Source organism: Mesorhizobium sp. M0923, assembly GCF_040319365.1.
Taxonomy (GTDB): domain Bacteria; phylum Pseudomonadota; class Alphaproteobacteria; order Rhizobiales; family Rhizobiaceae; genus Mesorhizobium.
In genome coordinates this window covers 285,531-310,345 of sequence record NZ_JAMYNW010000007.1, presented here as the reverse complement: position 1 = coordinate 310,345, position 24,815 = coordinate 285,531, and the positions used below count along the sequence as shown (strand labels likewise).

Annotated in this window: 25 protein-coding genes; 15 read left to right on the top strand and 10 right to left on the bottom strand. The window is 63.5% G+C overall.

Going from position 1 to position 24,815, the window contains the following annotated elements:
• The first annotated feature begins 97 nt into the window (after positions 1-97).
• From hemF to NKH89_RS15230, 3 genes are all read left to right on the top strand, one after another.
• Positions 98-1,012 carry an oxygen-dependent coproporphyrinogen oxidase gene (gene hemF / locus NKH89_RS15240; RefSeq protein ID WP_023719215.1) on the top strand — a complete coding sequence of 305 codons (915 nt, stop codon included), beginning with the start codon at positions 98-100 and terminating at the stop codon, positions 1,010-1,012.
• Between the two features lie 258 nt (positions 1,013-1,270).
• Positions 1,271-1,531, top strand: coding sequence for a DUF1344 domain-containing protein (locus NKH89_RS15235; RefSeq protein WP_023679489.1), 261 nt, complete (start codon positions 1,271-1,273; stop codon positions 1,529-1,531).
• 286 nt (positions 1,532-1,817) lie between these two features.
• Positions 1,818-2,003, top strand: coding sequence for a DUF1059 domain-containing protein (locus tag NKH89_RS15230; RefSeq protein WP_023679490.1), 186 nt, complete (start codon positions 1,818-1,820; stop codon positions 2,001-2,003).
• A gap of 3 nt (positions 2,004-2,006) precedes the next feature.
• Here the strand turns inward: NKH89_RS15230 and NKH89_RS15225 are convergent, their stop codons facing one another.
• From NKH89_RS15225 to NKH89_RS15215, 3 genes are read right to left on the bottom strand one after another with little or no spacing between them, the layout of a single operon-like run.
• Positions 2,007-3,275 carry a CCA tRNA nucleotidyltransferase gene (locus NKH89_RS15225; RefSeq protein ID WP_352482077.1) on the bottom strand — a complete coding sequence of 423 codons (1,269 nt, stop codon included), beginning with the start codon at positions 3,273-3,275 and terminating at the stop codon, positions 2,007-2,009.
• Positions 3,272-3,904, bottom strand: a complete 633-nt coding sequence (locus tag NKH89_RS15220) for a CoA pyrophosphatase (protein ID WP_023719217.1) — start codon at positions 3,902-3,904, stop codon at positions 3,272-3,274. Before NKH89_RS15220 ends, NKH89_RS15225 begins: the two co-directional genes overlap by 4 nt.
• A gap of 13 nt (positions 3,905-3,917) precedes the next feature.
• Positions 3,918-4,547 carry a DUF1285 domain-containing protein gene (locus tag NKH89_RS15215; protein ID WP_023719218.1) on the bottom strand — a complete coding sequence of 210 codons (630 nt, stop codon included), beginning with the start codon at positions 4,545-4,547 and terminating at the stop codon, positions 3,918-3,920.
• A 145-nt stretch (positions 4,548-4,692) separates the two neighbouring features.
• Here NKH89_RS15215 and NKH89_RS15210 point away from each other — a divergent pair, with 145 nt between their 5' ends.
• The 4 genes from NKH89_RS15210 to NKH89_RS15195 are packed head-to-tail and all read left to right on the top strand — an operon-like array spanning position 4,693 to position 11,521.
• Complete coding sequence (locus NKH89_RS15210) at positions 4,693-5,697, top strand: AAA family ATPase (protein ID WP_023719219.1); 1,005 nt, start codon at positions 4,693-4,695, stop codon at positions 5,695-5,697.
• Positions 5,697-6,611, top strand: coding sequence for a DUF58 domain-containing protein (locus NKH89_RS15205; protein WP_352546818.1), 915 nt, complete (start codon positions 5,697-5,699; stop codon positions 6,609-6,611). The genes NKH89_RS15210 and NKH89_RS15205 overlap by 1 nt, the downstream gene beginning before the upstream one ends.
• Positions 6,608-9,430, top strand: a complete 2,823-nt coding sequence (locus tag NKH89_RS15200) for a DUF4159 domain-containing protein (protein ID WP_023719221.1) — start codon at positions 6,608-6,610, stop codon at positions 9,428-9,430. Before NKH89_RS15205 ends, NKH89_RS15200 begins: the two co-directional genes overlap by 4 nt.
• Before the next feature lie 3 nt (positions 9,431-9,433).
• The gene (locus NKH89_RS15195; protein ID WP_352909236.1) at positions 9,434-11,521 is read left to right on the top strand and encodes a hypothetical protein; all 2,088 of its coding nucleotides are present in this window, start codon (positions 9,434-9,436) and stop codon (positions 11,519-11,521) included.
• Positions 11,522-11,684: 163 nt separating this feature from the next.
• Here the strand turns inward: NKH89_RS15195 and clpS are convergent, their stop codons facing one another.
• The 3 genes from clpS to NKH89_RS15180 all read right to left on the bottom strand — a co-directional run bounded on the left by clpS (position 11,685) and on the right by NKH89_RS15180 (position 12,843).
• Complete coding sequence (gene clpS / locus NKH89_RS15190; RefSeq protein WP_023719223.1) at positions 11,685-11,990, bottom strand: ATP-dependent Clp protease adapter ClpS; 306 nt, start codon at positions 11,988-11,990, stop codon at positions 11,685-11,687.
• 256 nt (positions 11,991-12,246) lie between these two features.
• Positions 12,247-12,462 carry a hypothetical protein gene (locus tag NKH89_RS15185; RefSeq protein ID WP_023719224.1) on the bottom strand — a complete coding sequence of 72 codons (216 nt, stop codon included), beginning with the start codon at positions 12,460-12,462 and terminating at the stop codon, positions 12,247-12,249.
• A gap of 36 nt (positions 12,463-12,498) precedes the next feature.
• Positions 12,499-12,843 (bottom strand): hypothetical protein, encoded by a 345-nt coding sequence (locus tag NKH89_RS15180; RefSeq protein ID WP_023719225.1) that lies wholly within the window; start codon positions 12,841-12,843, stop codon positions 12,499-12,501.
• A gap of 236 nt (positions 12,844-13,079) precedes the next feature.
• Between NKH89_RS15180 and NKH89_RS15175 the strand changes: the two genes are divergently transcribed.
• Together NKH89_RS15175 and NKH89_RS15170 are read left to right on the top strand one after the other, a co-directional pair.
• A complete protein-coding gene (locus tag NKH89_RS15175) occupies positions 13,080-13,796 on the top strand; it encodes a response regulator (protein ID WP_023719226.1) in 717 nt (238 codons plus the stop codon).
• On the top strand, positions 13,793-15,202 hold the full coding sequence (locus NKH89_RS15170) for an ATP-binding protein (protein ID WP_352909234.1): 1,410 nt from the start codon (positions 13,793-13,795) through the stop codon (positions 15,200-15,202). Before NKH89_RS15175 ends, NKH89_RS15170 begins: the two co-directional genes overlap by 4 nt.
• 235 nt (positions 15,203-15,437) lie before the next feature.
• Here the strand turns inward: NKH89_RS15170 and choV are convergent, their stop codons facing one another.
• The 4 genes from choV to NKH89_RS15150 form a co-directional block, all read right to left on the bottom strand.
• A complete protein-coding gene (choV, locus tag NKH89_RS15165; protein WP_023719229.1) occupies positions 15,438-16,619 on the bottom strand; it encodes a choline ABC transporter ATP-binding protein in 1,182 nt (393 codons plus the stop codon).
• Positions 16,616-17,470 (bottom strand): choline ABC transporter permease subunit, encoded by an 855-nt coding sequence (gene choW, locus NKH89_RS15160; RefSeq protein WP_352640762.1) that lies wholly within the window; start codon positions 17,468-17,470, stop codon positions 16,616-16,618. Before choW ends, choV begins: the two co-directional genes overlap by 4 nt.
• A 118-nt stretch (positions 17,471-17,588) precedes the next feature.
• On the bottom strand, positions 17,589-18,524 hold the full coding sequence (choX, locus tag NKH89_RS15155; protein WP_352909232.1) for a choline ABC transporter substrate-binding protein: 936 nt from the start codon (positions 18,522-18,524) through the stop codon (positions 17,589-17,591).
• A gap of 15 nt (positions 18,525-18,539) precedes the next feature.
• The gene (locus NKH89_RS15150; RefSeq protein ID WP_280940418.1) at positions 18,540-18,668 is read right to left on the bottom strand and encodes a hypothetical protein; all 129 of its coding nucleotides are present in this window, start codon (positions 18,666-18,668) and stop codon (positions 18,540-18,542) included.
• Positions 18,669-18,761: 93 nt separating this feature from the next.
• On the opposite strand from NKH89_RS15150, the gene NKH89_RS15145 reads away from it, so the two are divergent.
• The 6 genes from NKH89_RS15145 (at position 18,762) to NKH89_RS15120 (ending at position 24,717) form a co-directional block, all read left to right on the top strand.
• Positions 18,762-19,373, top strand: coding sequence for a thymidine kinase (locus NKH89_RS15145; protein ID WP_352591719.1), 612 nt, complete (start codon positions 18,762-18,764; stop codon positions 19,371-19,373).
• 120 nt (positions 19,374-19,493) lie between these two features.
• A complete protein-coding gene (locus NKH89_RS15140; protein WP_352591716.1) occupies positions 19,494-19,883 on the top strand; it encodes a c-type cytochrome in 390 nt (129 codons plus the stop codon).
• A gap of 213 nt (positions 19,884-20,096) precedes the next feature.
• Entirely contained in the window at positions 20,097-21,185 is a 1,089-nt protein-coding gene (locus tag NKH89_RS15135) for a hypothetical protein (protein WP_352909231.1), read from the top strand.
• A gap of 35 nt (positions 21,186-21,220) precedes the next feature.
• A complete protein-coding gene (locus NKH89_RS15130; protein WP_352909229.1) occupies positions 21,221-22,366 on the top strand; it encodes a hypothetical protein in 1,146 nt (381 codons plus the stop codon).
• Positions 22,359-22,766 (top strand): hypothetical protein, encoded by a 408-nt coding sequence (locus tag NKH89_RS15125; protein ID WP_352482064.1) that lies wholly within the window; start codon positions 22,359-22,361, stop codon positions 22,764-22,766. Before NKH89_RS15130 ends, NKH89_RS15125 begins: the two co-directional genes overlap by 8 nt.
• 40 nt (positions 22,767-22,806) lie before the next feature.
• Positions 22,807-24,717 (top strand): AAA family ATPase, encoded by a 1,911-nt coding sequence (locus tag NKH89_RS15120; protein ID WP_352909227.1) that lies wholly within the window; start codon positions 22,807-22,809, stop codon positions 24,715-24,717.
• The last annotated feature ends 98 nt before the right edge of the window (positions 24,718-24,815 follow it).

Below are 24,815 nucleotides of genomic sequence, written 5' to 3'. Positions count from 1 at the left end.
ACTCCATTCACACTTGACCCTTGCATCCAAGAGATTAGGGATCGCGGCCGGAAAAGACGAGTCATTTGTCGGGCGCGCCCGCAACCGGAGACAGCATTTGCAACGACCCGAGATACCGGCGGGGCTGCCAGCCGACATCGAACAGAAGAAGACGAAGGCACGGCTGTGGTTCGAGACGTTGCGCGAGCGCATCTGCGCCAGCTTCGAGCAGATCGAGCAGGACCTGCAGGGGCCGCAGGCCAGCTGGTCGCCCGGCCGCTTCGAAAAGACGCCGTGGCAACGCGATGCCGGCAACGGTGGCGGCGGTATCATGTCGATGATGCATGGCCGCGTCTTCGAAAAGGTCGGCGTCCACACCTCGACCGTTCATGGCGAATTCTCGCCCGAGTTCAGGAAGCAGATGCCGGGCGCCGACGACGACCCGTCCTTCTGGGCGAGCGGCATTTCGCTGATCGCCCATCCGTGGAACCCCAACGTGCCGGCCGTGCATATGAACACGCGCATGGTCGTCACATCGCGCCTGTGGTTCGGCGGCGGCGCCGACCTGACACCGGTGCTCGATCGCCGCCGCAGCCAGGACGACCCCGACACGATCGCCTTCCACAGGGCGATGCAATTTGCCTGCGAGAAGAACGCGGCGATCGCCGACTTCGCGAAATTCAAGGCCTGGTGCGACGAGTACTTTTACCTGCCGCACCGCGACGAGCCACGCGGCACCGGCGGTATCTTCTTCGACTGGCTGCATTCGGGCGAGGACAAAGGCGGCTGGGACGCCGATTTCAACTTCGTCCAGGATGTCGGGCGATCCTTTCTCGTCGTCTACGGGCATCTGGTGCGCGCCAACTTCAACGACAACTGGACCGATGGCGACCGTGACGAGCAGCTCATCCGCCGCGGCCGCTATGTCGAATTCAACTTGCTTCACGATCGCGGCACCATCTTCGGGCTGAAGACCGGCGGCAATGTCGCCTCGATCCTGTCCAGCCTGCCGCCAGAGGTGAAATGGCCGTAAAATCTCGGTGAGCGCGACGTGAGCCGCAATCGGGTCCAAATCCCGAGAATTTGACGGCGAATGTGGCGCAAGGCGCGCCAGAAAATATCTTTTTCGTCTAATATACTATTGAAAATATTGGGCTATTTGTCGCGTCGGGCCGGGAAACGCCGGCGGTTCTTACCCCCCGAGAGCTGCGACCCGACGTGACCGGACGGCCCATGATTAAGTGGGGTACCTCTCCCAAGCAGGTGCCCGCATCTTCCAGGAGAGCATGCCATGCGCAAGCTTATTATGACCGCAGCCGCTGCTGCCGTTCTCGCCTCTGGTACCGCCGCATTCGCCGCGGTCAAGCACACCACCGGCACGATCAAAAGCTTTGATGGAACGGCGATGAGCCTAGTTCTGGATAACGGAGCCACCTTTACGTTGCCCCAGACCTTCAAGGATCCTGGCCTGAAGGTCGGCGAAAAGGTCCGCGTCACGTGGGATATGAGCGGCAAGGACAAAATTGCCGAGGCAGTCAAGATCGTGAAGTGATGGCCTGCCCGCTGGAGCAAGACAACGTCTTGCCTCGGAGGTAGCGTAGAGGGCGGAGCAGCGATGCTCCGCCTTTTCGCAAACCCGTACACTAGAACGCCGCTTGTCGGCTTGGACGCGCGGCGCTCTAAGGCAACCAAAACCGTTCGATCGTGTTATGCTTAGCTGGCCAGCGTATAACCCGAATGCCGGAACCCGGTTTCGAGATCATGCGCGAGATCAAAGGTCTGGAGCTTCCGTGTCAGTGCGCTGCGCGGCGCTCCAAGGAGGAAATGAGGAGAAGCCGATGAAGGAATTCCATTGCGGGTCGCTCGTACCCGGCTGCGAGTGGCACACACGCGCCGAGGAGGAGGCAGAGGTCATGCGTCGTGCCGTCGAGCATCTGCGCGAGACGCATGGCGAGACGGTGATCCGCGAGACGATGATCGAGGCGATCCGCTCGCGCATCGAAAAGGTCCGCGACGCAGCGTGATGGTTAGGATTGGAGTGCCTCTGCGGCGCGCTTGAGCAGCGCGCCGCGATCAAGCGCAAAACCGGACTCGACCCATTCCTTTTCAAGATTCTTCAACGTTGCACCAAGCTTCGGCCCCGGTGAGGCGCCAAGTGTCGTCAGATCGGCGCCCTTGATCGGAAAAACAGGGCTTTGCCATTTTGCGGCGAAGGCAAGCAGGCGCGAGAAGCCGCCGGCTTCGAGCAGTGCGTCATTGTCTTCGACCGCGCGGGCTCGAGCGGAAGCGAGCGACAGCCGCAACCGATCGACAAAGCCTTGGCGGTCGCCAGAATAGAGCTTTTTCGCCAACTCTCCTTCGGTTGTTTTCGGATCGATGGCAGCTGTCATCGCCCAGTACCGCAGGCGGCTTGCCTCGCTCACGGAAAGCCTCAATCTCTCGGCAAGCGTTTTCATGCGCGCGGCATCCGGCGGCACGATGGCTTCCAGCCTGAGCAGCGGGTCCGGCGCCCAGGCCAGATCCTTCTCGGTCTTGGTCAGCCCGTGGATGGCATCAATGCCCCATTTCTCGCTTTCCGGCAAAACGCCGGTCAGAACGCCGGCCTGGCGCATCCACAGCAGCGCCCGCGACGGATCTGGCGCTGACAGCAATTTCTTCAACTCCCACCAGACGCGCTCGACCGAGAGCTGGTCGAGCCCCTGCTTCAGCCGGGCGCAAGCCTTCAACCCTTCGGCATCCGGCCTGCCGTCCCCATACCAGGCGAAAAAGCGGAAGAAACGCAGGATGCGCAGATAATCCTCGCGGATGCGCGCTTCCGGATCGCCGATGAAGCGCAGCCGCCGCGCTTCGATATCGGCGATACCGCCGACCAGATCGACGACAGTTCCGTCAGCTTCGGCGTAGAGTGCATTGATGGTGAAATCGCGCCGCTCCGCGTCGGCTTTCCAGTCGCGGCCGAACGACACTTTGGCGCGGCGGCCGTCGGTTTCGATATCGGCACGAAGCGTGGTGATTTCATAGGCCTTGCCGTGGGCGACCGCGGTGACGGTGCCATGCTCGATGCCGGTCGGCACCGTCTTGAAGCCTGCCGCCTCGGCGCGCCGGATGGTTTCCTCGGGCACTGTGGTGGTGGCGATGTCGATGTCGGCAACCGGCTGTCCGATAAGCGCATTGCGCACGGCACCGCCGGCGACACGCGCCTCCTCGCCACCGTCGGTCAGCGCGGCGAGGAGGCGCTGCAAGTGGCTTTCGTCGAGCCAGCCGGCCTTGCCCGCGATCGACACCGGATCGCTCACGAATAGAGCCTTTCATAAAGCGTTCGGATGATGCCCGCAGTAACGCCCCAGATGCGCTGGCCGCCATAGGGCATCTCGTAAAAGAACCATTCGAGGTCGTTCCACATGCGGCTGTCCCTGGTGTGGTTGGCGGGGTCCATCAGAAAGCCCAGCGGCACCTCGAAGACGGCATCGACTTCGTCGGAATTCAGCGTCAGGCTGAAACCGGGCCGCACAATCCCGAGCACCGGGGCGATGCGATAGCCGCTGCCGGAGACGTAGTCCGGCATGCGGCCGAGGATCTCGATATGATCCCCATCGAGACCGATCTCCTCGAACGTCTCGCGCAATGCCGCCGCTTCCGGGCTCACATCGGTTGGATCGATGGTTCCGCCGGGGAAAGCCACCTGCCCCGAATGGTTGCGCAGCTTTTCCGCCCGCCGGGTCAAAAGGACCGTGGCCTCGTGGCCATGGTCGACCACCGGGATCAGCACGGCGGCATCGCGCAGCGCCTTGGCCAGTTTCAGCCTGGGATGACCCGGATTGAAGCGGTGGTCGCCAAAATCGTCACCGGCATGCGCCTGCGGCTGCGCCACGACGCGCTGGCGAAACTCGGCGGCGGAAAATGGCACCGGCGTCACCTGATCCATCATAGGCGGTCCATCATGCGCTCAGCCGTTTCAGTTTCTCAGCCGGCATGATCGGATAGACCTCGCCTTTGGAACGGACGGCAAACATCGTCTTGCCGCCGATGTCGATCTCTTCGCCGTGCTCGACCAGCTCGTACATCACTGGCCGCGCCACCAGCGCTTCCAGCCGCCCGCGCACCAGCACATAGGGCTTCAGGCCACCTGTCTCGTCCTCGTCGACGAATCGCAGCGGATGCTCCGCCCCAGCCTCGACCACATCGCCGACATTGGTACGAAAGGTGATGATTTGCCCGTCGCCGGCGCCCGACACATCCATCTCGACGGCGATGAAGGGCGCGTCGGCGACGCGGATGCCGACCTTTTCCACCGGCGTCACCAGATAGGTCTTGCCGTCGTCGTCCTTGCGCAGCACCGAGGAGAAAAGCTGCACCAGCGGCATCCGGCCGATCGGCGTTCCCAGATAGAACCAGGTGCCGTCCTGCTTGATCTCCATGTCGAGATCGCCGCAAAATGCCGGATTCCAGCGTTCCACCGGCGCCGGCCCCTTGCCGGCGCGCGTCGCGCGCGAGACCAGCGCCTCTAGCCCACGCGCCTCGGTCGCGGCCGTCAGGCTCTCTTCACGATGCTCGGCGGCTTCTGTCATGGTCACGAAATAGTCACTGTTGTTCCGCTTGTCAGCCTAAGTCTGTGATTTAAGTTCTTTGCAGGCGCCATGCGAGGCCGAATCGCGGCATTCTGCGGCCCCCAAGGTGCCAAGCGGTATTTCCAACCAGAAGGATCGATGCTGCATGAGCGTTATGATCAAGGAAAGCCCGATCAGCGAAAAGGACATGGTGGCGCAGGCCGAGAAGGCGCTGGCTGACATTTCGAGGGTCCGCGACGGCGTCGGCCGGGTCATCTTCGGCCAGGAAAGCGTCGTCGAGCGCACGCTCGTCGCATTGCTGGCAGGCGGCCATGCACTGCTGGTCGGGGTGCCCGGCCTTGCCAAGACCAAGCTGGTCGAAACGCTGGGCATCGTGCTCGGCCTCGATTCGCGCCGCATCCAGTTCACGCCCGACCTGATGCCATCCGACATTCTCGGCTCAGAGGTGATGGAGCAGGATGAATTCGGCAAGCGTTCGTTCCGCTTCATTTCCGGACCGATCTTCGCGCAACTGCTGATGGCCGACGAGATCAACCGCGCCTCGCCGCGCACCCAGTCGGCGCTGCTGCAGTCGATGCAGGAATACCACGTCACCATTGCCGGCGTGCGCCATGACCTGCCGGCGCCGTTCCATGTTCTGGCGACGCAGAACCCGCTGGAGCAGGAGGGCACCTATCCGCTGCCCGAGGCTCAGCTCGACCGCTTCCTGATGCAGGTCGACATCCTTTACCCCGAGATCGAGGCGGAGCGCCGCATCCTGCTGGAAACCACCGGCATCGAGGATGCCAAGGCCGAAAACGTGCTGCAGCCGACGCGGCTGAAGGACATCCAGACGCTCATCCGCCGCATGCCGGTGCCTGAAAGCGTCGTCGAGGCGATCCTCAAGCTGGTGCGCTCGGCGCGTCCCGGCCAGGGCAACGCCGATACCGACAAGCACGTCGCCTGGGGCCCGGGCCCGCGCGCCAGTCAGGCGCTGACGCTGTGCGCCCGCGCCCGCGCCCTCTATGACGGCCGGCTGGCGCCGTCGGTCGACGATGTCCGCGCACTGGCCGAGCCGGTGCTGCAGCACCGCATGGCGCTGACCTTCGCCGCCCGCGCCGAGGGCACCACGGTACGCGACGTCGTGGCGAAGCTCGCGAAAGGGATTTGATGGCGCGCATCGGTGAAGCGCAGGCACCGACAGCGACGCGCGATGCGCTCGCCAGAGGCCGGTTGCGGGCTTCCCTGGTGCCGGACCTGCTGGTCGAGGCGCGCCGCATCGTCAACACGGTGATTGCCGGCTGGCATGGCCGTCGCAAGCGCGGCATCGGCGAGAATTTTTGGCAGTTCCGGCCCTATGTCGAAGGCGATTCCTCGCGCATCGACTGGCGCCGCTCGGCGCGCGACGACCACACCTATGTCCGCGACCGCGAATGGGAGGCCGCCCATACGGTGTGGCTGTGGGCCGACCCCTCGCCTTCCATGCTCTACAAATCGACCGGAGCCAGCGTTTCCAAGGAGTCGCGCGCTCTGGTGCTGGCGCTGGCCATGGCCGAGCTTTTGTCGCGCAGCGGCGAGCGCATTGCCTGGCCGGGCCTGACCGACCCGTTCACCGCCCGCAATGGCGCCGAGCGCATCGCGGCGCAACTGATGCACGCCGCCGACCTGCCGGCAAAGCCCGACCTGTCCGGCATCCGCCGCTTCTGCGACATCGTCATCGTCAGCGATTTCCTCGACCCGGTTGAGGACACCATAGCCTGGCTGGACGTGCTCGCCCGCCACGGCGTGCGCGCCCATCTGATCGAGGTCGCCGATCCGGCCGAGGAAAGCTTCCCCTATGCGGGGCGCACCGAATTCACAGATCCTGAGACCGGCGACAAGCTGACCGCCGGCCGCGCCGAAATGCTGGGCGAAGAATATCGCCTGCTTTATGCCGCCCGCCGCCAGGAACTGGCCGCGTGGTGCAAACGGCTTGGCTGGAGCTTTACCGTCAATCATACCGACCGCCTTGCCTCCGAGGCGCTGGTGCGCATCCACATGGCGATGACCGCCGAGGGCGCCTTTGCCGGGAGGGCTCGCGCATGAGTTGGCTGCCGCTCTCCTTCGGGGCGCCGATGGTGCTGTGGGGCCTGCTGGCGCTGCCGGTGATCTGGTGGCTTCTGCGGCTGACCCCGCCCAGGCCGCAAACCGAGGTGTTTCCGCCGCTCAGGATTCTCGCCCGCGTGCTGAGGCGCGAAGAAACGCCGCAGCAGAGCCCGTGGTGGCTGACGTTGCTCAGGCTGCTGATGGCCGCGCTTATCGTGGCAGCACTTGCCGAGCCCGTCTTCAACCCGCGCGAAAAGCTGCCGGCCGAGGGCGCTGCCCTGGCGCTGGTGATCGACAATGACTGGGCAAGTGCCGCCGACTGGGGTAAGCGCGTCGCCACCGCCGAGCGGCTGATCGCCGATGCCAATTCGAACGGTGTGCCGGTGCTCATCGCTTTCACCGCCGAGAAGCCGAATGCCGAGATCGGTCCCTTCGATGCCGCTGCCGCGCTCAACCGGCTGCGCGCGGCAAAGCCGCGCCCGATCCCGACCGACCGCCCCGCCGTCTATGCCCGCGTCGCATCAGCCCTGGAGTCGCTGCCGGGCACCAGCGTTGCCGTGCTCGCCGATGGCCTGGCGGCGCAAGGCGACGAAGCCGCCTTCAACACGCTGTTGTCGAAGAACGCAGCACGCGTCGTCTGGGCCGTCTCCGACCGACTGTCGCTGACCGGCCTGACCGGCGCCGATAACCAGGTCGACGGCTTCGCCCTGACCGCCATCCGCGCACCGGGCGATCCGGCACCTGCACAGGTGACGGCCGGCGCCTTCGACGACAAGGGCCGCCGCATCGCCGACGCGACGCTGACCTTTGCCCCGGGCATAACCACCGCCACCGCCACGATGGCGGTGCCGTTCGAACTCCGCAACGACTTCGCCTACATCGCGCTCGATGGCGAACGCCAGGCCGGTGCCGTCCGCGTGCTCGATGAGAGCTCGAAACGCCGCCGCGTCGGGCTGCTGTCGCAGGCCGAGGCCGACCAGGCGCAACCGCTGCTGTCGCCGCTCTACTACATCCGCCGCGCCCTGCAGCCCTTCGCCGATCTCGTCGAGCCGTCCAGCGTCGATCTCGCCGATGCCATCCCGCAACTGCTCGATCAGAAACCGGCGATGATCGTCATGGCCGATGTCGGCACCATTCCGGAACAGGCCCGGGAAAGGCTGGTCGACTGGGTCGACAAGGGCGGCACGCTGGTGCGTTTTGCCGGTTCGCGGCTCGCCGCTGCCGGCAATGACGACGACCTGCTGCCGGTCCGGCTCCGCACAGGCGAGCGCTCGCTGGGCGGCGCGCTGTCATGGACGGCGCCGCAGCCGGTCACCGAATTCCCGAAAACCGGCCCCTTCGCCGACCTCGCGCCGCCCACCGAGGTCACCGTCACCAGGCAGGTGCTGGCCGAACCGACGCCCGATATCGTCGAGCGCACCTGGGCCACCCTTGCCGACGGTACGCCGCTGGTGACCGGGATGAAGAAGGACAAGGGTACGCTCGTGCTGTTCCACGTCACCCCCGAGGCGACATGGTCCAACCTGCCGATCTCCGGCAGCTTCGTCGAGATGCTGCGGCGCATCGTGCAACTGTCGCGCAACCAGGGAGCGGCGGTCGCCAATGCCGAAGCCGCCGCCACGTCGCTGGCACCTTATCGCATGATCGCCGCCGACGGCACGCTGGTGCCGCCGACGCCGGACGCCAGGCCGCTGGTGCCCGGCGCCGGCCCGCTGCCGGTGACGCTGGAAAACCCGCCCGGCCTCTACGGCTCCGAGACGGGGGTATTCGCTCACAATCTGCTCGGTGGCGACAGCGCATTCACGCCGCTGGCCCGGCCTGAGATCACCGTGCCGGTCACCACCGTCCAGTATGCCTTCGACGAGCAGCGCAACCTCAAAGGTCCGCTTGTCACGGCCACCCTGGTGCTGATGGTGCTCGACACGCTTGCCGTATTCTGGATGGGCGGCCTGTTGTCGCGCCGCCCGCGCCGTCCCGGTGCTGCGGCGACGGCAGCCGTCCTGCTGATTGCGCTCGGCGCCTTGATTGGCCACGCGGACGTCGCGCGTGCCGACGACGCCAAACCGGGAGATACGGAGGCGATCGGGGACATTTCAAAGACCCGGATCGCCTATGTGCTGACCGGCGAGCCGGGTGTCGACTCGATCAGCCGCGCCGGGCTCGAAGGCCTGACCCGCTTTCTCATCGAAAAAACCGCGCTCGAACCCGGAGCACCGGCCGGCGTCGACATCTCGAAGGACGAACTGTCCTTCTACCCGCTGATCTACTGGCCGATCGATCCCGCCGCCCCGATGCCGAGCGAGGCCGCCATCGCCCGTATCGACGCCTATATGCAGCAGGGCGGAACGGTCTTGTTCGACACCCGCGACCAGTTCGCCAACGGCATTGGTGCGGATTCGACCAGCCCCGCAACGGAGCGGCTGCGCGACATCCTCGGCAACCTCAACGTGCCACCGCTGGAACCGGTGCCTTCGGACCACGTGCTGACCAAATCCTTCTACATCCTTCCAGAGTTTCCCGGCCGCTTTGCCGGCAGCCCGCTTTGGGTCGAGGCATCGCTCGAAGCCAGCAACACCGAGCACCGCCCGGTGCGCACCGGCGACGGCGTTTCCCCGATCATGATCACCGCCAATGATTTCGCCGGCGCCTGGGCGGTCGACGAGAATGGCGACCCGCTATTGCCGACCGTGCCGTCGGATCCGATGCAGCGCATCTATGCGCTGCGCGCCGGCGTCAACATCATGATGTACATGCTGACCGGCAACTACAAATCCGACCAGGTGCACGTCCCGGTGCTGCTCGAACGGCTGGGGCAATAGACCATGAATTGGTCGCTCGCCTTCGAACCGCTCATCACTTGGCCGCTGCTCGCCGTGGTTCTGTTGCCGCTGCTGCTGCTGGCGCTGGTCGGCCTTTGGTTTCGCCAGCGCGGCGCGATCTTCCGCCTGGCAGCCCTGATTGCGCTGGCTGCGGCGTTGCTCAATCCGGTATTCCTCGACGAAGAGCGCGAGCCGCTGAAAAGTATCGTCGCCGTCGTCGTCGATCGCAGCCAGAGCCAGGATATAGGCGACCGCACCAAGCAGACCGACGCGGCCTTGGCCGGGCTTCAGCAGCGTCTCGGCCGCTTCAAGCAGTTCGACGTCCGTGTCGTCGAAGCCGGCAAGTCCGAAGCCGCCGACGAGCGCACCGAGACGCGGTTGTTTTCCTCGCTCGAAAATGCTTTCCGAGACGTGCCGCCGTCGCGCATTGGCGGCGCCATCATGATCACCGACGGCGAGGTGCATGACGCGCCGCTTGGCGCACCCGACTTCAATGCCCCTCTGCATGCGCTGATTACCGGCAACGACCATGAAAAGGACCGTCGCATCCGCTTCGAGAATGCGCCGCGCTTCGGCCTCGTCGGCAAGCCGCTCGACATGACCTATCGCGTCATCGCCACCAACAACGAAACCGGCCCGGTCGATGTCCGCGTATCGGTCGACGGCGAGCAGGTATCGGTCGAGCACGCCAACATCGGCCAGGCGATGCCGCTGCAGGTGACCATTCCCAGCGCCGGGCGCAACATCGTCGAACTCGCCATCGACCACGAACCGGGCGAACTCACCGATACCAACAACCGCGCCATCGCGCTGATCGACGGCATCCGCGAAAATCTGCGCGTGCTGCTCGTGTCCGGCGAACCACATGCCGGCGAGCGCACCTGGCGCAATTTGCTGAAATCCGACGCTTCGGTCGACCTCGTGCACTTCACCATCCTGCGCCCACCGGAAAAGCAGGACGGCACGCCGATCAACGAGTTGTCGCTGATCGCCTTCCCGACACGCGAGCTGTTCGTCGAGAAGATCAAGGATTTCGACCTGATCATCTTCGACCGCTATCAGCACCGCGACGTGCTGCCGATCCTCTATTACGACTACATTTCCGAATATGTCGAAAAAGGCGGCGCGCTGCTAATCGCGGCAGGCCCCGAATATGCCGGCGAAAGCTCGATCGCCCGCACGCCGCTGATGTCGGCGCTGCCGGCAATGCCGACCGGCGAGGTCATCGACAAGGCCTTCTACCCACGTCTCACCGATACCGGCCAGCGCCATCCGGTCACGCGCGGGCTCGACGGCTCCGCAACCGAGCCGCCGCACTGGAGCCGCTGGTTCCGCACCATCGGCGTCGAGAACCCCGAGGGCGAGGTGGTGATGAAGGGCGCCGACAACCGGCCGCTGCTGCTGCTCGACCGCAAGGGCGAAGGCCGCGTCGGCATGCTTTTGTCCGATCAGGGCTGGCTATGGGCGCGCGGCTTCGAGGGCGGCGGCCCGCATGTCCAGCTCTACCGACGCATCGCCCACTGGCTGATGAAGGAGCCCGAACTCGAGGAGGAGCGGCTGACCGCCGACGGCCGCGGCATGGTGCTTGAAATTCGCCGCCAGACGATGAGCGACGACCCCGGCCCGGCGCAGGTCATCACGCCGTCCGGCAAGGCACTGATCGTCAGGCTCGAGAAATCCGAGCCAGGCGTCTTCCTCGGCAGCGTCGAGACCAGCGAAATCGGTCTCTATCAGGTCGGCAATGGCGACCTGACGGCATTGGCCCATGTCGGGCCTGTCAACGCGCCGGAATTCACCGACGTCGTCTCCACCGAGAACCGGCTGAAACCGCCGGCTGAGGCAACCGGCGGCAGCGTTCGCCGGCTGGCGCCGGCCTCGGCGATTGGCAATCTCACCAGCACTGTCACGCTGCCCTCCATCGTCCCGGTTCGTGCCTCGGGCGCTGCCTCCGGCAACGACTGGATCGGCCTGCGCACCACCGACGACAGCGTGCTCAAGGCCGTCTCGCGCGTGCCGCTGTTCGGCGGCTTCCTCGGCCTCGGCCTGCTGCTTCTGGCGATGGGCTCGATGTGGTACCGCGAAGGACGGTAGTTCCCTTCTCCCCGTCTTATACGGGGAGAAGGTGCCGGCAGGCGGATGAGGGGCGGCGCCGGCGCCGTGAAACTTTCTTCAGACATTGCGCTGCCCCTCACCTGCTCCGCCCGGCAAGCCGGGGCTTCGATTCCCTCTCTCGTAAACGGGCGAGGGAGGAGCTCTACTCCTCCGGTTCCGTCGTGAACATCAGCGGGTAGCCCTTGGCCTTGCCGGCATCGGTCGCCCGCGCCGCCTTAGTCTCGGCGACATCCCTGGTGAAGACCGCAACGACGCAGACGCCGCGACGGTGCGCGGTGATCATAACCCTATGCGCCTGATCTTCACTGAGCTTGAACTCGGCCTTCAGCACCGTCACGACGAATTCGCGCGGCGTGAAATCGTCATTGACCAGGATGACCTTGTAGAGCTTCGGCCGTTCGACCTTCGGTTTCGTGCTGGTACGGGGTTTTGTCGTGATTTCAGGCATTGGACCGGCAATTGCGTACGACAGCTTTGCGGTCATTTTGACATGGGCAAAAGCGGTCGTCCATTCAACCGCGCGCGATCGGCTTCCCGGCGAGCGCAGTTCACAAATCCGTGCCTATGTGGGAACTGCCGTCTGGCGTTCAACGGGCGGTGTGGGCCGGGACCGGCCCGTACTGTCTGCACGCCAACAAAAGATGACCGCTCCAGGCAAATCGCAACTGGAGCGGTCTTCCCATACGGCAGAAGATGTCGCTTGATCAGGCCTTCGGAGCTGCCTTGACCGCGTGCTTCTTGTGCTTCTTGACGGTCTTCTTGGCAGCGACCTTCTTCACGGCCTTGGCCGGCGCAGCGGTCGTCGTTGTCGTCGCAGCCGGGGTGGTGGTCGCGGCATTGGCGCTGCTGGCGCCGAGAACCGGCATCGAGAGGGCCAGCGCGATGGCGAGACCGAGGGCGGAGAGGAGGGACTTTTTCATGGCTTCACTTCCTTTTTGTGCAGATCGGATTGAGTGTCACTGAACGGGATCGATCGGTGTCACTCCAAGCAGCTTCAAAGCGTTCGCGAGCATCCGGATTCCCTGTGCCTGTTTCTTGTTGGCGCAGAACCGGTTTCCCTTTCTTTGAAGTGCTTTCGCCGCGGTGACCTGCGTTGCCGCGGCATGGGTTTCGAGGGCTTCGTCAAACTGGCGGTTCAGATCGATGCAACGCTCGCTGCGGGTGGTCGCCACCTTTGCATCGGCCGCCTTTGAATTGGCCGCCTTTGCATCGGCCAGCTTTGCATCGGCATGTTCGACCGCAGCCGTGACGAGCGAAATGGAAAGCAACGCACCCATCAGACTGATCGAGAACCTTTGCATTGGTCTGTCCGTAATCCCGTAACGCGTGTCGCAGCCGATGACCCGACCGCCACGGCACCACTTATGCCTTTGATTTTTTTCGGCAGTTTTTCCGGATTGTAGAATTTTGTTTCTGGATTGTTTCTGGGCGGCCGGATCAAGCCGCCGATCTCCACTGGCCAACTTATGGCCTGAATTCTATCGTCTGGCTGACGGCCGAAGCACCGCTTGGGCGATCCACAAATGACAGGTTTCCTGTGAAATCCGACCCCCACATACTGATCGTCGACGACGACAAGGGCATTCGCGACCTGCTTCAGGAATTTTTCCAGAAGCGAGGGCTGCATACATCGGTCGCCGCCGACGGCACCGAGATGGAGACCGTGCTGCGCCGCGCCCAGGTCGACCTGATCGTTCTGGACGTCATGCTGCCCGGCAAGAGCGGCCTGGAGCTCTGCCGCGAGTTGCGCGCCAATTATTCGACACCGATCATCATGCTGACCGCGGTCACCGAGACCACCGACCGCGTCGTCGGCCTGGAGATGGGCGCCGACGACTACGTGCCGAAACCCTTCGATCCGCGCGAGCTGCTCGCACGCATTCGTGCCGTCTTGAGGCGTAATGGCACCGCCGAACCGCGACGTGCCGCTTCGCGGCAGATCTACCATTTCGCCGGCTGGACGATGGACTGTTCGCGCCGCCGGTTGATGGCGCCCGGCGACGTCAGGATCGAGCTGACGATGGCCGAATTCAATCTGCTGCAGACCTTCGTCAAGAGCGCGCAGCGCGTACTGAGCCGCGAGCAGCTCATCGAGCTGTCCGGCGGCGACAGCGGCTACAGCTTCGACCGCAGCGTCGACATTCTGGTCAGCCGGCTGCGGCGCAAGATGGAGGACGACCCGAAAACGCCGAAGCTGATCCTGACGGTGCGCAGCGGCGGCTATCAGTTCCTGCCTGAGACGACCTCCGAATGAGACGCATTCTGCCGCAAACGCTGCCGGCCTGGGTGCTGCTCATCGTCATCGCCGGCCTGCTGATCAGCCAGATCGCGACCCTCTACATCGTTTCGCGCGACCGTGCCGCCGCCAATGACGTCGTCGATCTCTACCGGCTCAACGACCGCGCCTTCTCGCTGGTACAGCTGATGCATGATGCCACGCCGGAACAGCGCAAGGCGACGGCCTCCGGCTTGTTCAACGCCACTTACGCGCTCACCGTCTCCGGCACGCCCGCTGTTACTTCGTCGATAGCCGGCGACGACGAGCTGGCCGAATTGGAGGACATATTGGTCGGCCGGCTATCGAAGTTCGGCATCACCGACGCGCGGGTCCGCCGTGACCCGGCAACGCACGAAGCCGACGCTCCCGGTGGGACGGTCGCCGGTCCCGATATTGGCCAGGTCGAGCGCGACCTGCTGGTGCTGGCCGCCGATTTCGCCCAGAGCGACAAGCTGACCGCTTCGCTTCGCTTTGCCGACGGCCAATGGCTGAACTTCACCGAACCGAACACGCCGGCCGGGCCGATACTGAGCTTCGATAGCCTGCCACTCTATGCCTTGATCGCCGGGCTGGTGGTGGCTTCCTCGATCTGGTCGCTGCGCCGGCTGACGGCGCCCTACCGGATGATGGAGACCGCGGTGAAGCGGATCGGCGAGGACCTGAAGAGCCCGCCGATCGCCGAGAGCGGCAGCCGCGAGGTGCGTACCGCGGCGAAGGCGGTCAATGCCATGCAGGCAAGGCTGCGCGCCTATGTCGAGGACCGCGAGCACCTCGCTGCGGCGCTCGCGCACGACCTGCGCACGCCACTGACCAGGATGCGGCTGCGCCTCGAACTGCTCAGGAATTCGACCATTCGCGCCGCACTGGGGCACGACCTCGCCGACATCGAAGGCATTGCCAGCTCGGTCATCGACTTCGCCACTTTCGAGGTGACCGAGGAGAAGAGCGAGAGGATCGATTTCTGGTCGCTCGTCGAATCGGTCGCCGACGGCTTCGAAGAGGTCTCGTTCGACAATGACGATGCGCGCTCGCGCGGCCTGATCTGCATAGCGCGCCCAGTCGCGCTCCGGCGCTGCGTCACCAATCTCGTCCAGAACGCGGTGACCTATGGCAAGAAGGCGCATCTCAACCTGCGCCAATCGGACAGGATCATCGCGCTGGCGATCCGCGACGAGGGGCCGGGCATACCGCAGGCCGAGCTCGACGCCGTGTTCGGCTCGTTCGTACGCCTGGACCAGTCGCGCAACCGCCAGACCGGCGGCCTCGGCCTCGGCCTGACCATAGCCCGCAATATCGCCCGCGGCGCCGGCGGCGAAGTCAGCCTGTCCAACCATCCCGATGGCGGCCTGTTGACGGAGCTGCGCCTGCCGCTGGCGGTTTAGCTTGCGGTATCGGGCTAAGCTGGCGTTCCTTCGCGCCCCCCTCTGTCCTGCCGGACATCTCCCCCACAGGTGGGAGATTGGCTGTCGTCGCCGATTTCGCCAACTACAAACGTTGGAGTGTGAGAGCCGTCTGCGAAACCGCCGATCTCCCCCAAGTGGGGGAGATGTCCGGCAGGACAGAGGGGGGCGCGACAGAACTCGGCGTTGGTCTTGGTTCTCTCCCCAAGGAGAAAAACTACCGCCGCAACACCGCGCTCAGCACATCCCTGACGCCGATGGCGCCGACGAAGCGCGATTGGTCGTCGAATAGCGCCACGGGTGCTGTCTGTGAGCGATGCATGGCCAGCATCACCGTCTTCAGCGAGGTGCCGGGATTGGCCCAGAACACCTGCGCCGTCTCCTCCGGCTGAGCCTCGACGTCGGCGCAGGAGACCCACACCGCCGGCTTGCCGTCGCGCTCGGCCGCCGCCACCAGCCCATGCTCGTCGATCTTGAAGCGCGTCGTCTTGCGGCGGTCGAGCCACACCCAGCCGTTTTCGCCATGTTCGAGGTCGCGGCGGTCGCGCATGACGTTCCAGGCGGTCAGCACCGAGAGCGGGTTCACATTGGCGATGAAGTCGCGGACATAGTCGTTGGCAGGCCGCAGCACGATGTCTTCCGGCGCGCCGGTCTGCACGATGCGCCCGCCCTCCATGATGGTGATGTGGGTGCCGATCTTCAGCGCCTCCTCGAGGTCGTGGCTGACGAAGATGATGGTCTTCTTCAGTTCGGCCTGAAGCTGCAGCAGCTCGTCCTGCAGCTTGGTCCGGATCAGCGGGTCGAGTGCCGAGAACGGCTCGTCCATCAGTAGGATCGGCGCCTCGGTGGCAAAGGCGCGCGCCAGGCCGACGCGCTGCTGCATGCCGCCGGAAAGCTCATGCGCGTATTTCTTCGACCACTGGTCGAGATGAACCAGCTTCAGCTGTTTGCTCACCCGCTCCTTGCGCTCGGCTTCCGGTACGCCGGCGAGCTCAAGGCCAAGGCCGACATTTTCCTCGACGGTGCGCCAAGGCAGCAGGCCGAACTGCTGGAACACCATTGCCACCTGCTTTTGCCGCAACCGCCGAAGCGTCGCCTCGTCGCAGGTGACGACGTCGACCGTACCATCGCCGTCCTTGACCAGCACTTGGCCGCGCGAGACGACGTTCAGCCGGTTGACGGCCCTGAGCAGCGTCGATTTGCCGGAGCCGGACAGGCCCATCAGCACCGAAATCTCACCCTCGTGCACGGTGAGGCTGGCACCGGCACAGCCCAGCACGTTACCGGTCTGTTCGAGGATCTCGGCACGGGTGGCGCCGCTGTCGATCAGCGCCAGCGAACCGGCCTGGTCGGCGCCAAAGACGATGTCGACATTCCTGAAATCGACGGCGACGGTCATTTCTTGCCTCCCACGCCGATGCGCGTCATTCGATCAAGCACGATGGCGAGCACGACGATGGCCAGACCTGCCTCAAGCCCGAGGTCGATCCGGCGCGACCCGAGCGCCCGGTTGATCTCTGTGCCGAGGCCGCCGGCGCCGATCAGGGCGGCGAACACCACCATCGACAGCGACAACATGATCGATTGGGTCAGCCCAGCCATGATGGTCGGCAGTGCCGAAGGCAGCTCGACCTTCCACAGCAGCTGGCGCTTGGTGGCGCCGAACGCTTCGCCCGCCTCGACGATCGATTTCGGCACCGAGGTGACGCCGAGATGGGTGAGCCGAACCGAGGTCGGGATGACGAAGATGATGGTGACGATCAGGCCGGGCGCGTTGCCGAGGCCGAACAGGGTCAGCACCGGGATCAGGTAGACGAAGGTCGGCAGCGTCTGCATCAGGTCGAGCACCGGCAGCATGACGCGATAGATCTTCGGCTTGTGCGCGGCCCAGATGCCGAGCGGCACGCCAATGGCCATCGAGACGGCGGCGGCGGCAACGACCAGCACCAGCGTCTCCACTGTCTGCTTCCACAGGTTCTGGTTGAGGATGAACAGCAACCCGATGAACACCGCCAAAGCAAGGCCTTTCGAACGCTGCAGGAAATAGGCGAGCAAAGCGATCAGGGCGATCAGCAGAACCGGCGGCAGCAACAGCAACCCGTCGACGATGCCATCGAGCAGGAAGTTGAGGCTGTTGGAGAAAGCCCTGAAGACGGTGTCGAAATTGTCGGTGAGAAAGCCGAAAAACGCCTTCCCCCACGCGCCTACGGGGATCTTGTAGCTGACCAGGAATTTGGAGATCGGATCCATCTAGCCCCTCTTCTGCCGGCGCCGTCCTTTGCCGGACGGTCATCTTGTCACAGGATATGAAAAAGGGCAGCCATTTCTACCGTGGCTGCCCCTTGTCTCGTCATGCCAGACGGTCGGGTCAGCTTCCGAGCGCCGTTTTCACCGCAGCCGCCGCATCGCCGCCGTCGAAGGTGGTGACGCCGGCGATCCAGGGAGCGACCGCGTCCGGGTGCTTCTTCAGCCAGTCGGTCGCGACCGTATTGGCGTCGCCGCCCTTCAGGATCGCGTCCATCATCTCGCCTTCCATGTCCAGGTTGAACTTCAGGTTGGTGATGAACTTGCCGGCATTCGGGCACTCGGTCGTATAGCCCTTGCGCACGATCGTATGCACGGTGGCGGCGCCGAAGCCAGTGTCGCCCATGCCGCCGAGATAGGTGATCTTCATGGCGCCCATCACCGGATGCGGCGTCCAGCCGAGGAAGGCGATCCATTCATTGTTTTTGATCGACTGCTCGGCCTGGGTGAGCATGCCGGCTTCGGACGATTCGACCAGCTCGAAGCCTTCGAGATTGTCGGCCGGGTTCTTGATCATGTCGAGGATGATACGATTGCCGTCATTGCCGGCCTCGATGCCGTAGATCTTGCCGTCGAACTTGTCCTTGAACTTGCCGAGATCGGTCAGCGTCTTGACGCCGGCGTCGGCGACATAGGTCGGCACGACGATGCCGTAGCCGGCACCGCTCAAATTCTCGCTCACGGTCTCGATGGAGCCTTCTGCGGTGTAGTCCTTGATGTCGTTGGTCATCGACGGCATCCAGTTGCCGAGGAAGACATCGAGGTCCTTGTTCTTCAGCGACGCCATCGTCACCGGCACCGAAAGCTGGATCACCTGCGGCTCGTAGCCGAGCGCGGTGAGCAGCACCGAGGCTATACCGGTTGTCGCCTGGATGTCGGTCCAGCCGACATCCGACAGACGAACCGCCTTGCAGCTTTCCGGATCGCCGGCGAAGGCCGCAGTCGTGGATAGAAAAGCCGCCAGGCCGAGACCGGCGACGAATGAATTCATGCGCGACATAGAAATTCTCCCATTTCAGTTCTCGGTGAAGCGAAGTGGCGGTTTTATCTCCACCTTTGTTCCGTCAGCCAAACACCATTCTGCTGCGGTTTCAAGCACTAAGGCAACCACGATCAACGGCGCAGGCTGGTCGATCAACGACACGCCCGCCGCTTTCCGGATGGAAGTCGTCTTTTCCCGGTGGAATGTAGGCGCTCCCCCTCCCCGCTTTGTTGCAACTCGGCTTAAAAGGACGGCATGGCCAAGCTGTACTTCCACTATGCGACGATGAATGCCGGCAAGACGACGATGTTGTTGCAGGCCTCGTATAATTACCGCGAGCGCGGCATGACGACGATGCTGTTCAACGCCGGCCACTATCGCAAGGGCGATACCGGGCTGATCTCGTCGCGTATCGGCCTGGAGACGGAAGCCGAGATGTTCCGCGACGGCGACGACCTATTCGCCCGGGTCGCCGAGCATCATGACCACGCCACGGTCCATTGTGTCTTTATCGATGAGGCGCAGTTCCTCGAAGAGGAGCAGGTCTGGCAACTCGCCCGCATCGCCGACCGGCTGAACATCCCGGTCATGTGCTACGGCCTGCGCACCGATTTCCAAGGCAAGCTGTTTTCCGGCTCGCGCGCCCTGCTGGCGATCGCCGACGACCTGCGCGAGGTGCGCACCATCTGCCGCTGCGGCCGCAAGGCGACGGTGGTGGTGCGCCTCGGCGCCGACGGCAAGGTGGCCAAACAGGGCGAACAGGTGGCGATCGGCAAGGACGTCTATGTCTCGCTCTGCCGCCGCCATTGGGAAGAGGAAATGGGCCGCGCCGCCCCAGACGATTTCATCGGCTTCACCAAAGCCTAAACCAGCGCTATTGCTTTCATCCGACCTCCCGGCTGACATTCGTTCCGCAATCGCGCCATTGCAGCCTTTGTTGAGCGTGCCGCCTATTTTGATCCACTGCCAGAGCCGTCGGGAGTTCCCATGCTTCGAGTAATTTCGTCTGCAACTGCTTTCCTCATCGCCGGCGTTGTTGCCGCGCATGCCGACGGCGATGCTGCTCTCGGCAAAAAGGTCTTCAACAGATGCATGGTCTGTCACGAGGCAACGAGCGACCGCGACAAGGTCGGCCCGCATCTGCTGGGTGTCGTCGGCCGCACCGCCGGCACCGCGGACAGTTATCTCAGCCGTTACTCGCAGGCGATGAAGGATGCCGGCGCCGCCGGTTTGGTCTGGGACCAAGCAAACCTTGCCGAATACCTGCGCGCACCCCGGCAGAAGGTCCCCGGCAACAAAATGGCCTTCTCCGGCCTGACCAGCGACGATGACATCGCCAACGTCATCGCCTACCTCAAAGCCGATCCCAAGCCCTGAGCGTCGCTCCCGCGCAAAAGTCCAGCCGAGGTCGAAGCGGTGCCTGACCGGCCGGCAGTTACAGCGTAATCATGGCTTGATTATCCTGCAGTCGCCTCCTGAAATTCTTTGTTTTCCTGTAATCCCATGTCTTCCGTCTTTCATTCGCCAAACCCGGCACATATATTCGCGGCGGTTTGCGAAACGAAACCGATGCCGAAGCGGGAGGCCCCAATGGCGACATTGCAGAATTTCGATGCCGAGATTGTCAAGACCAAGCAGGTCGTGCAGGACATGCGCACCAAGATTGAGCAGTCCGGTGCCGTGCTCGACACGCTCGCCACCGCCGACAAGAGGATCGGCGACGCCAATTTCGACATCGAGAATGCCCGCATCGAGGATGTGCTGAAGCAGCAGAAGGTGATGGAAGGCAATATCGCCGACCTGATCATCGGCCTCGAGGACGCCACCAACGTCTTCGGCGCCGAATTCGAGAGCATGAAGAACTACACCGGCTGGGAAAGTCTCGTCGGCGTCTTCTCCAGCCAGCGCAAGCAGCGCATGCGCACCGACCGCGTCCGCAACATGTCGCTGGCCGGCAATTTGCAGGAACTGCTGGCGAAGTCCGACACCATCGTCGGCATCCTCAAGGCGCAGAAGCAGGTTCTCGACACGCGCTACAAAACCTCCGAGGCCAGCCTGTCGCAGGTGATCGAGCGCCGCAAGACCACCATGTCCAATCTCGAGACCGTGCAGAAGCGCATCGAGGAACTCAACCCGATGCTGCTCGACATCGAGAACAAGATCGCCGCCTCGACCAGCCAGAAGGAGCGCACGCAGCTTGAAGGCGAACGCTCGAAACTGGCCACGGAATACAACGAGAAGCAGGCCAAGGAGCAGGAATTGCTGGCCGAAAGCCAGACGCTGGAGCGCTACACCTCGATGTTCCAGACCTTCGTCGATTCACTCAACAACCAGATCGCGGCGCAATCGACGCTGATCAACAAGCTGACCATCGATACCGAGCAGCGCATCGTGCTGTACAAGGCCCTGGAAGATTCGCTGAAGACCGCCGCCCAACAGGATGTCGCCCACAAGATCAACACGCTGGGCAGCCAGGTCGACAACACCGCCGAAGAGACCATGGCCGGCATTGGTGCTGCCTCGCAGAAGCACATTGGCGATCTGCTTGAAATGCACGAGAAGAACATGGTCGCCACCGCCGACATCCAGCGCCGCAAGAAGCTCGCCGACGATGCCTTCGCCCGCCGCTTCGACGACGTGATGAAGAAGCACAATTCGGCAAATTACGTGCAGTCGTAATTGCTGCACGTGCACTGCTCCCAAGGGCTGGCAGCATGACCCCCGAAAACGAAGCGGCGGCGCGCTATTTCTCGGCGATCGCGGCGGCACTTGGCGGCCTCGAAGTGTTCATGCGCGACGATCGCTCGCCGCTCTACCGGCATGGCATCGTCGCCAAGATCGTCGCCGAATACATCGCGCGGCTCGACAAGTCGTTCTCGTGTTGGCGCAACCGGCTGGGCTTCACCGAGACGTTCCGCATCTCGCGCGCCGAAAGCGGTTTTCCGGTCTTCCAGAACCTGCTCGAGCTGGAAAACGACCGCCGCCAGGCCGATGCGCGCCTCGCCAACCTCCCGTTGGCCGACGAGCTGCGCGAGGAAATGGCGGACTTCATCCTGCGCCACAAGGAATTCCCCGAAGCGCTGCAGAAGTCGATGGCCGAGCGGCTCTACCTCGAAGACGTCAAGAGCGAGACCACCTTTGGCCCGTTCACGCTGGCCCAGACGGCCAAGGTTTCGGTCAATCCGAAGACGTTGCGGCCCTATTATCTGGTCCACTGGGCCTGCTTCGACGGCAGCGCCAACCTGCCGCTGGTCTATATGCTGACGGTCGAGGATTCCTCCGACGACATGATCCGGCAGCTGGTCGACTCCGGCGGCAAGCTTAATGAGAGGGTCGACATTCCGCTGCCGGTCGACGGCTTGCTCAATCCCGAGCTCGCCCACCGTTTCGACGATTTCACCGAGAAGAATTCCGCCTACACGCTGTCGCCGGCGACCATCGCGGTCAACCTCGACAAGGATTTCGAACCGCTGCATCCCAAGCAGCTGCGTCGCGTCGTGCTCGGCCCGTTCTATTCTGCAGGGATTACCGACAACAATTCGACGGTAAGCGAAGTGCTGGCCAAGGTGCGCAAGCCGGAAAACGCCTGGCTGCTGACCTGGACCATCCAGGAGGTCTTTTCCAAGGCCGAGAAGCCAGGCCGCAAGGGGCTGTTCTCGAGCGAAAAGACGACGCAGGAATTCTACATCAACACCGACGATCTCGAAGCCGCGCGCCAGGGCGTGTCGAGCTACGAGAACCATGCGCTGATCCCGCATGAGGCCTATCAGGCGCTCTATGCCGCCGGCGAGGCGCAGAAGATCTTTTCCGGCTACAAGGTCCACATCCTGTCGAATGGACAGGTCATCTCAGATGTCTGACAACGAGACGGCAGCACCAGCACCCACATCACACCGCGGCACTGCCGTGGTCATCGTAAATTTGGCGGCGTGGCTCATCGCCGCTTTGTTGCAATATCTAGTTCCAGAACGAGTCTCTACCGCCATCGCTGGCGCAGCTGTCTTATCCGGAGCAATTGGCGGCGCGTTGGCATCAACGAATTCCCTCAAAAATGCCAGTCTCACCGGCTTCGCCGGAGTTGCCTCTACGATCCTCATATTGTCCTTGTATGTGCCCTTCACAGGGTTTCGAATTGGTGTAGCTGTTGGCGGAATAGGGACTGCTTTCGATGCTATCGTGGCTTTTACTTCCTTCTATGCATTGATGTTTTTGTTGATCTTCGCGATCGAGTATGCGGCCAGCCTGTTCGGACGGAAATAGCAGAAGGCACGAGGCGGAGTGCGATTGACATGAGGTACCCATGGACACCGGCCTGACAACGATTTCGGAAGCGGCAATTGAAAAGCACCGTGCCACGGCGCAGAGCTTCCTCACCCGCATCGTCGTACTGGAGGACCCTTCGCGCGAATCCGGTACCGCTCTTGCCGGCACCAACCGCCGCTTCGTCTCGACCGTCTCGGTCGGCTCGGTCAGGCGCACGCGCGAGGTCGAGCTTTCCAAGACCGTCGCCGCCGTCCATCCCGACGACCAGTTGTTGAGCATTGCGCAGCACATGCTGCTGTTTCGCACCCGGCGCGGCGCGGCAATCGCGTTGGCCATATCGGACGTCTTTGCCGAAGGCTCCGACCTCGAAAGCCTGCAGGCGAAAAACGCCCGCGCCCCACTCGAGGGTGACGAGGCCGCCACCTTCAAGAAGCTGCTGTCGGCCTCGGCCTATATTTCGGCCTTCAGCCTTGCTTCCTACCTGTTCCAGCTGATCGACAGCGACGGCGAGGCACCGAACGACACGCCCGAGCCGGACTTTTTGTTCGATACGCCGCAGGACGCGGTGAAGTCGATCGTGGCCGGCCTCGACAGGGCGATATCAGGCTCGAAGGACGATGCCGACCTGATGACCCGCGCCCGCGCCTTCGCCCGCGTCGCCATCGATGGGCTTCTGGCGCGAAAGGGCCGTTTCGACGGCATCGGTCCGTTCGAGAACGCGCACATCCGCATCGACGTGGACGATTTCACGCTCGATGGCTTCGACGTCGCGCCGGGCAAGCGGTCGAAGCCGCTGGTGATGACCTTCAAGAAGCCCGACGAGGTCGTCGGCAACCACATCGCCAAGTACCAGTCCGTCAAGCTCGCCAAGATGCTGATGGCTTACGACTTCGAGCGCGAGTTGAACCCGTTCGTCGAGCTCGGCGGCTTCCTGTTCACCTTCATCGGCGACGGGGCGCCCGGCACCGGCAAGACGACGCTGATCCAGATGATTGCCGGCCTCGTCAACGGTTACTGCCAGGTCGCCGGCTACCCCTTCGCCTATGAGAATTTCGGCGTCGACCAGATCTCCTCCTATCAGGGCAAGTCCGGCCAGAATTGCCGCCAATTCATCAACAATGTGCTGAACCCGCGCGTCATCGGCTTCGGCACCATCGATGACATCGACCAGGTCGCCGCACGCCGCTCCGACGACCGCGCCTCGGCCGGCCAGCAGGAAATCACCGGTGTGCTGATGGACGCCTTTGCCGGCGCGGGCACCGTGGTGCGCGGTAATTGCTCGTTCGGCATGTTTTCCAACTATCCCGAAAACGTCGACGACGCACTGCGCCAGCGCGCCGGCGCACGCTGGCTGGTCGACGGTCCGCAGACCCGCGACGATTACATCGACATCTTCGTCCTGCTGGCCGGCAAGAACCACAAGATCCCGCTCGGCGACCACAAGCTCTACGCAGCCCAGGAAATCCAGCGCGCGGTGATGGAGGCTTATGAAGAGCATGAGAAACCGCAGGAAGACGGGCTGATGAAGGTCTACGAGCGCTACATGAAGGAGAACAGCGCGCCGAAGTCGATGGCCGATATCGGCACCTATCTGCACATGATCAAGGATGCCGAGCCGCGCTTCACCGGCCGCGCCATCAAGAACGTCACCGACGCGATCAAGATGCGCGCCATGGATATCGAGTTGCCGGACGAATGGTTCGAGAAGCCGGAAGTCTTCATGCACAAGGGTTACGACGACAAGAAGGCGATGATCGAGGAACTGCGGGGGCCGTTCTCGATGGACATGGTCATGCAGGAGATCAACCGGTATGCGGATTCCGAGTTCCGCTATTCCGACAAGGCCGACGATGCGGCGGTGACCAAGATGATCCGCGACACCCGTCTGCGGGAGCGTGCCGTCCGCGAGATCGAGGAGTTGAAGAAGAAGGGAATGTGGAATGCGTGATCTTCCTTCTCACCGGATAGCACTGTTTCCGGTGCGATGCATAAGCTCCCACAGCAACGCTGAAAGACGTGGCTCAAACGCTGACGCCCCCCTCTCCC

Bases quoted from the DNA above. Each gene is read 5' to 3' on its own strand.
- NKH89_RS15235 (WP_023679489.1), top strand. From the start codon at position 1,271: ATGCGCAAGCTTATTATGACCGCAGCCGCTGCTGCCGTTCTCGCCTCT.
- NKH89_RS15230 (WP_023679490.1), top strand. From the start codon at position 1,818: ATGAAGGAATTCCATTGCGGGTCGCTCGTACCCGGCTGCGAGTGGCAC.
- NKH89_RS15220 (WP_023719217.1), bottom strand. From the start codon at position 3,904: ATGGATCAGGTGACGCCGGTGCCATTTTCCGCCGCCGAGTTTCGCCAG.
- NKH89_RS15215 (WP_023719218.1), bottom strand. From the start codon at position 4,547: ATGACAGAAGCCGCCGAGCATCGTGAAGAGAGCCTGACGGCCGCGACC.
- NKH89_RS15210 (WP_023719219.1), top strand. From the start codon at position 4,693: ATGAGCGTTATGATCAAGGAAAGCCCGATCAGCGAAAAGGACATGGTG.
- NKH89_RS15205 (WP_352546818.1), top strand. From the start codon at position 5,697: ATGGCGCGCATCGGTGAAGCGCAGGCACCGACAGCGACGCGCGATGCG.
- NKH89_RS15200 (WP_023719221.1), top strand. From the start codon at position 6,608: ATGAGTTGGCTGCCGCTCTCCTTCGGGGCGCCGATGGTGCTGTGGGGC.
- NKH89_RS15195 (WP_352909236.1), top strand. From the start codon at position 9,434: ATGAATTGGTCGCTCGCCTTCGAACCGCTCATCACTTGGCCGCTGCTC.
- clpS (WP_023719223.1), bottom strand. From the start codon at position 11,990: ATGCCTGAAATCACGACAAAACCCCGTACCAGCACGAAACCGAAGGTC.
- NKH89_RS15185 (WP_023719224.1), bottom strand. From the start codon at position 12,462: ATGAAAAAGTCCCTCCTCTCCGCCCTCGGTCTCGCCATCGCGCTGGCC.
- NKH89_RS15180 (WP_023719225.1), bottom strand. From the start codon at position 12,843: ATGCAAAGGTTCTCGATCAGTCTGATGGGTGCGTTGCTTTCCATTTCG.
- NKH89_RS15170 (WP_352909234.1), top strand. From the start codon at position 13,793: ATGAGACGCATTCTGCCGCAAACGCTGCCGGCCTGGGTGCTGCTCATC.
- choV (WP_023719229.1), bottom strand. From the start codon at position 16,619: ATGACCGTCGCCGTCGATTTCAGGAATGTCGACATCGTCTTTGGCGCC.
- choW (WP_352640762.1), bottom strand. From the start codon at position 17,470: ATGGATCCGATCTCCAAATTCCTGGTCAGCTACAAGATCCCCGTAGGC.
- choX (WP_352909232.1), bottom strand. From the start codon at position 18,524: ATGTCGCGCATGAATTCATTCGTCGCCGGTCTCGGCCTGGCGGCTTTT.
- NKH89_RS15145 (WP_352591719.1), top strand. From the start codon at position 18,762: ATGGCCAAGCTGTACTTCCACTATGCGACGATGAATGCCGGCAAGACG.
- NKH89_RS15140 (WP_352591716.1), top strand. From the start codon at position 19,494: ATGCTTCGAGTAATTTCGTCTGCAACTGCTTTCCTCATCGCCGGCGTT.
- NKH89_RS15135 (WP_352909231.1), top strand. From the start codon at position 20,097: ATGGCGACATTGCAGAATTTCGATGCCGAGATTGTCAAGACCAAGCAG.
- NKH89_RS15130 (WP_352909229.1), top strand. From the start codon at position 21,221: ATGACCCCCGAAAACGAAGCGGCGGCGCGCTATTTCTCGGCGATCGCG.
- NKH89_RS15125 (WP_352482064.1), top strand. From the start codon at position 22,359: ATGTCTGACAACGAGACGGCAGCACCAGCACCCACATCACACCGCGGC.
- NKH89_RS15120 (WP_352909227.1), top strand. From the start codon at position 22,807: ATGGACACCGGCCTGACAACGATTTCGGAAGCGGCAATTGAAAAGCAC.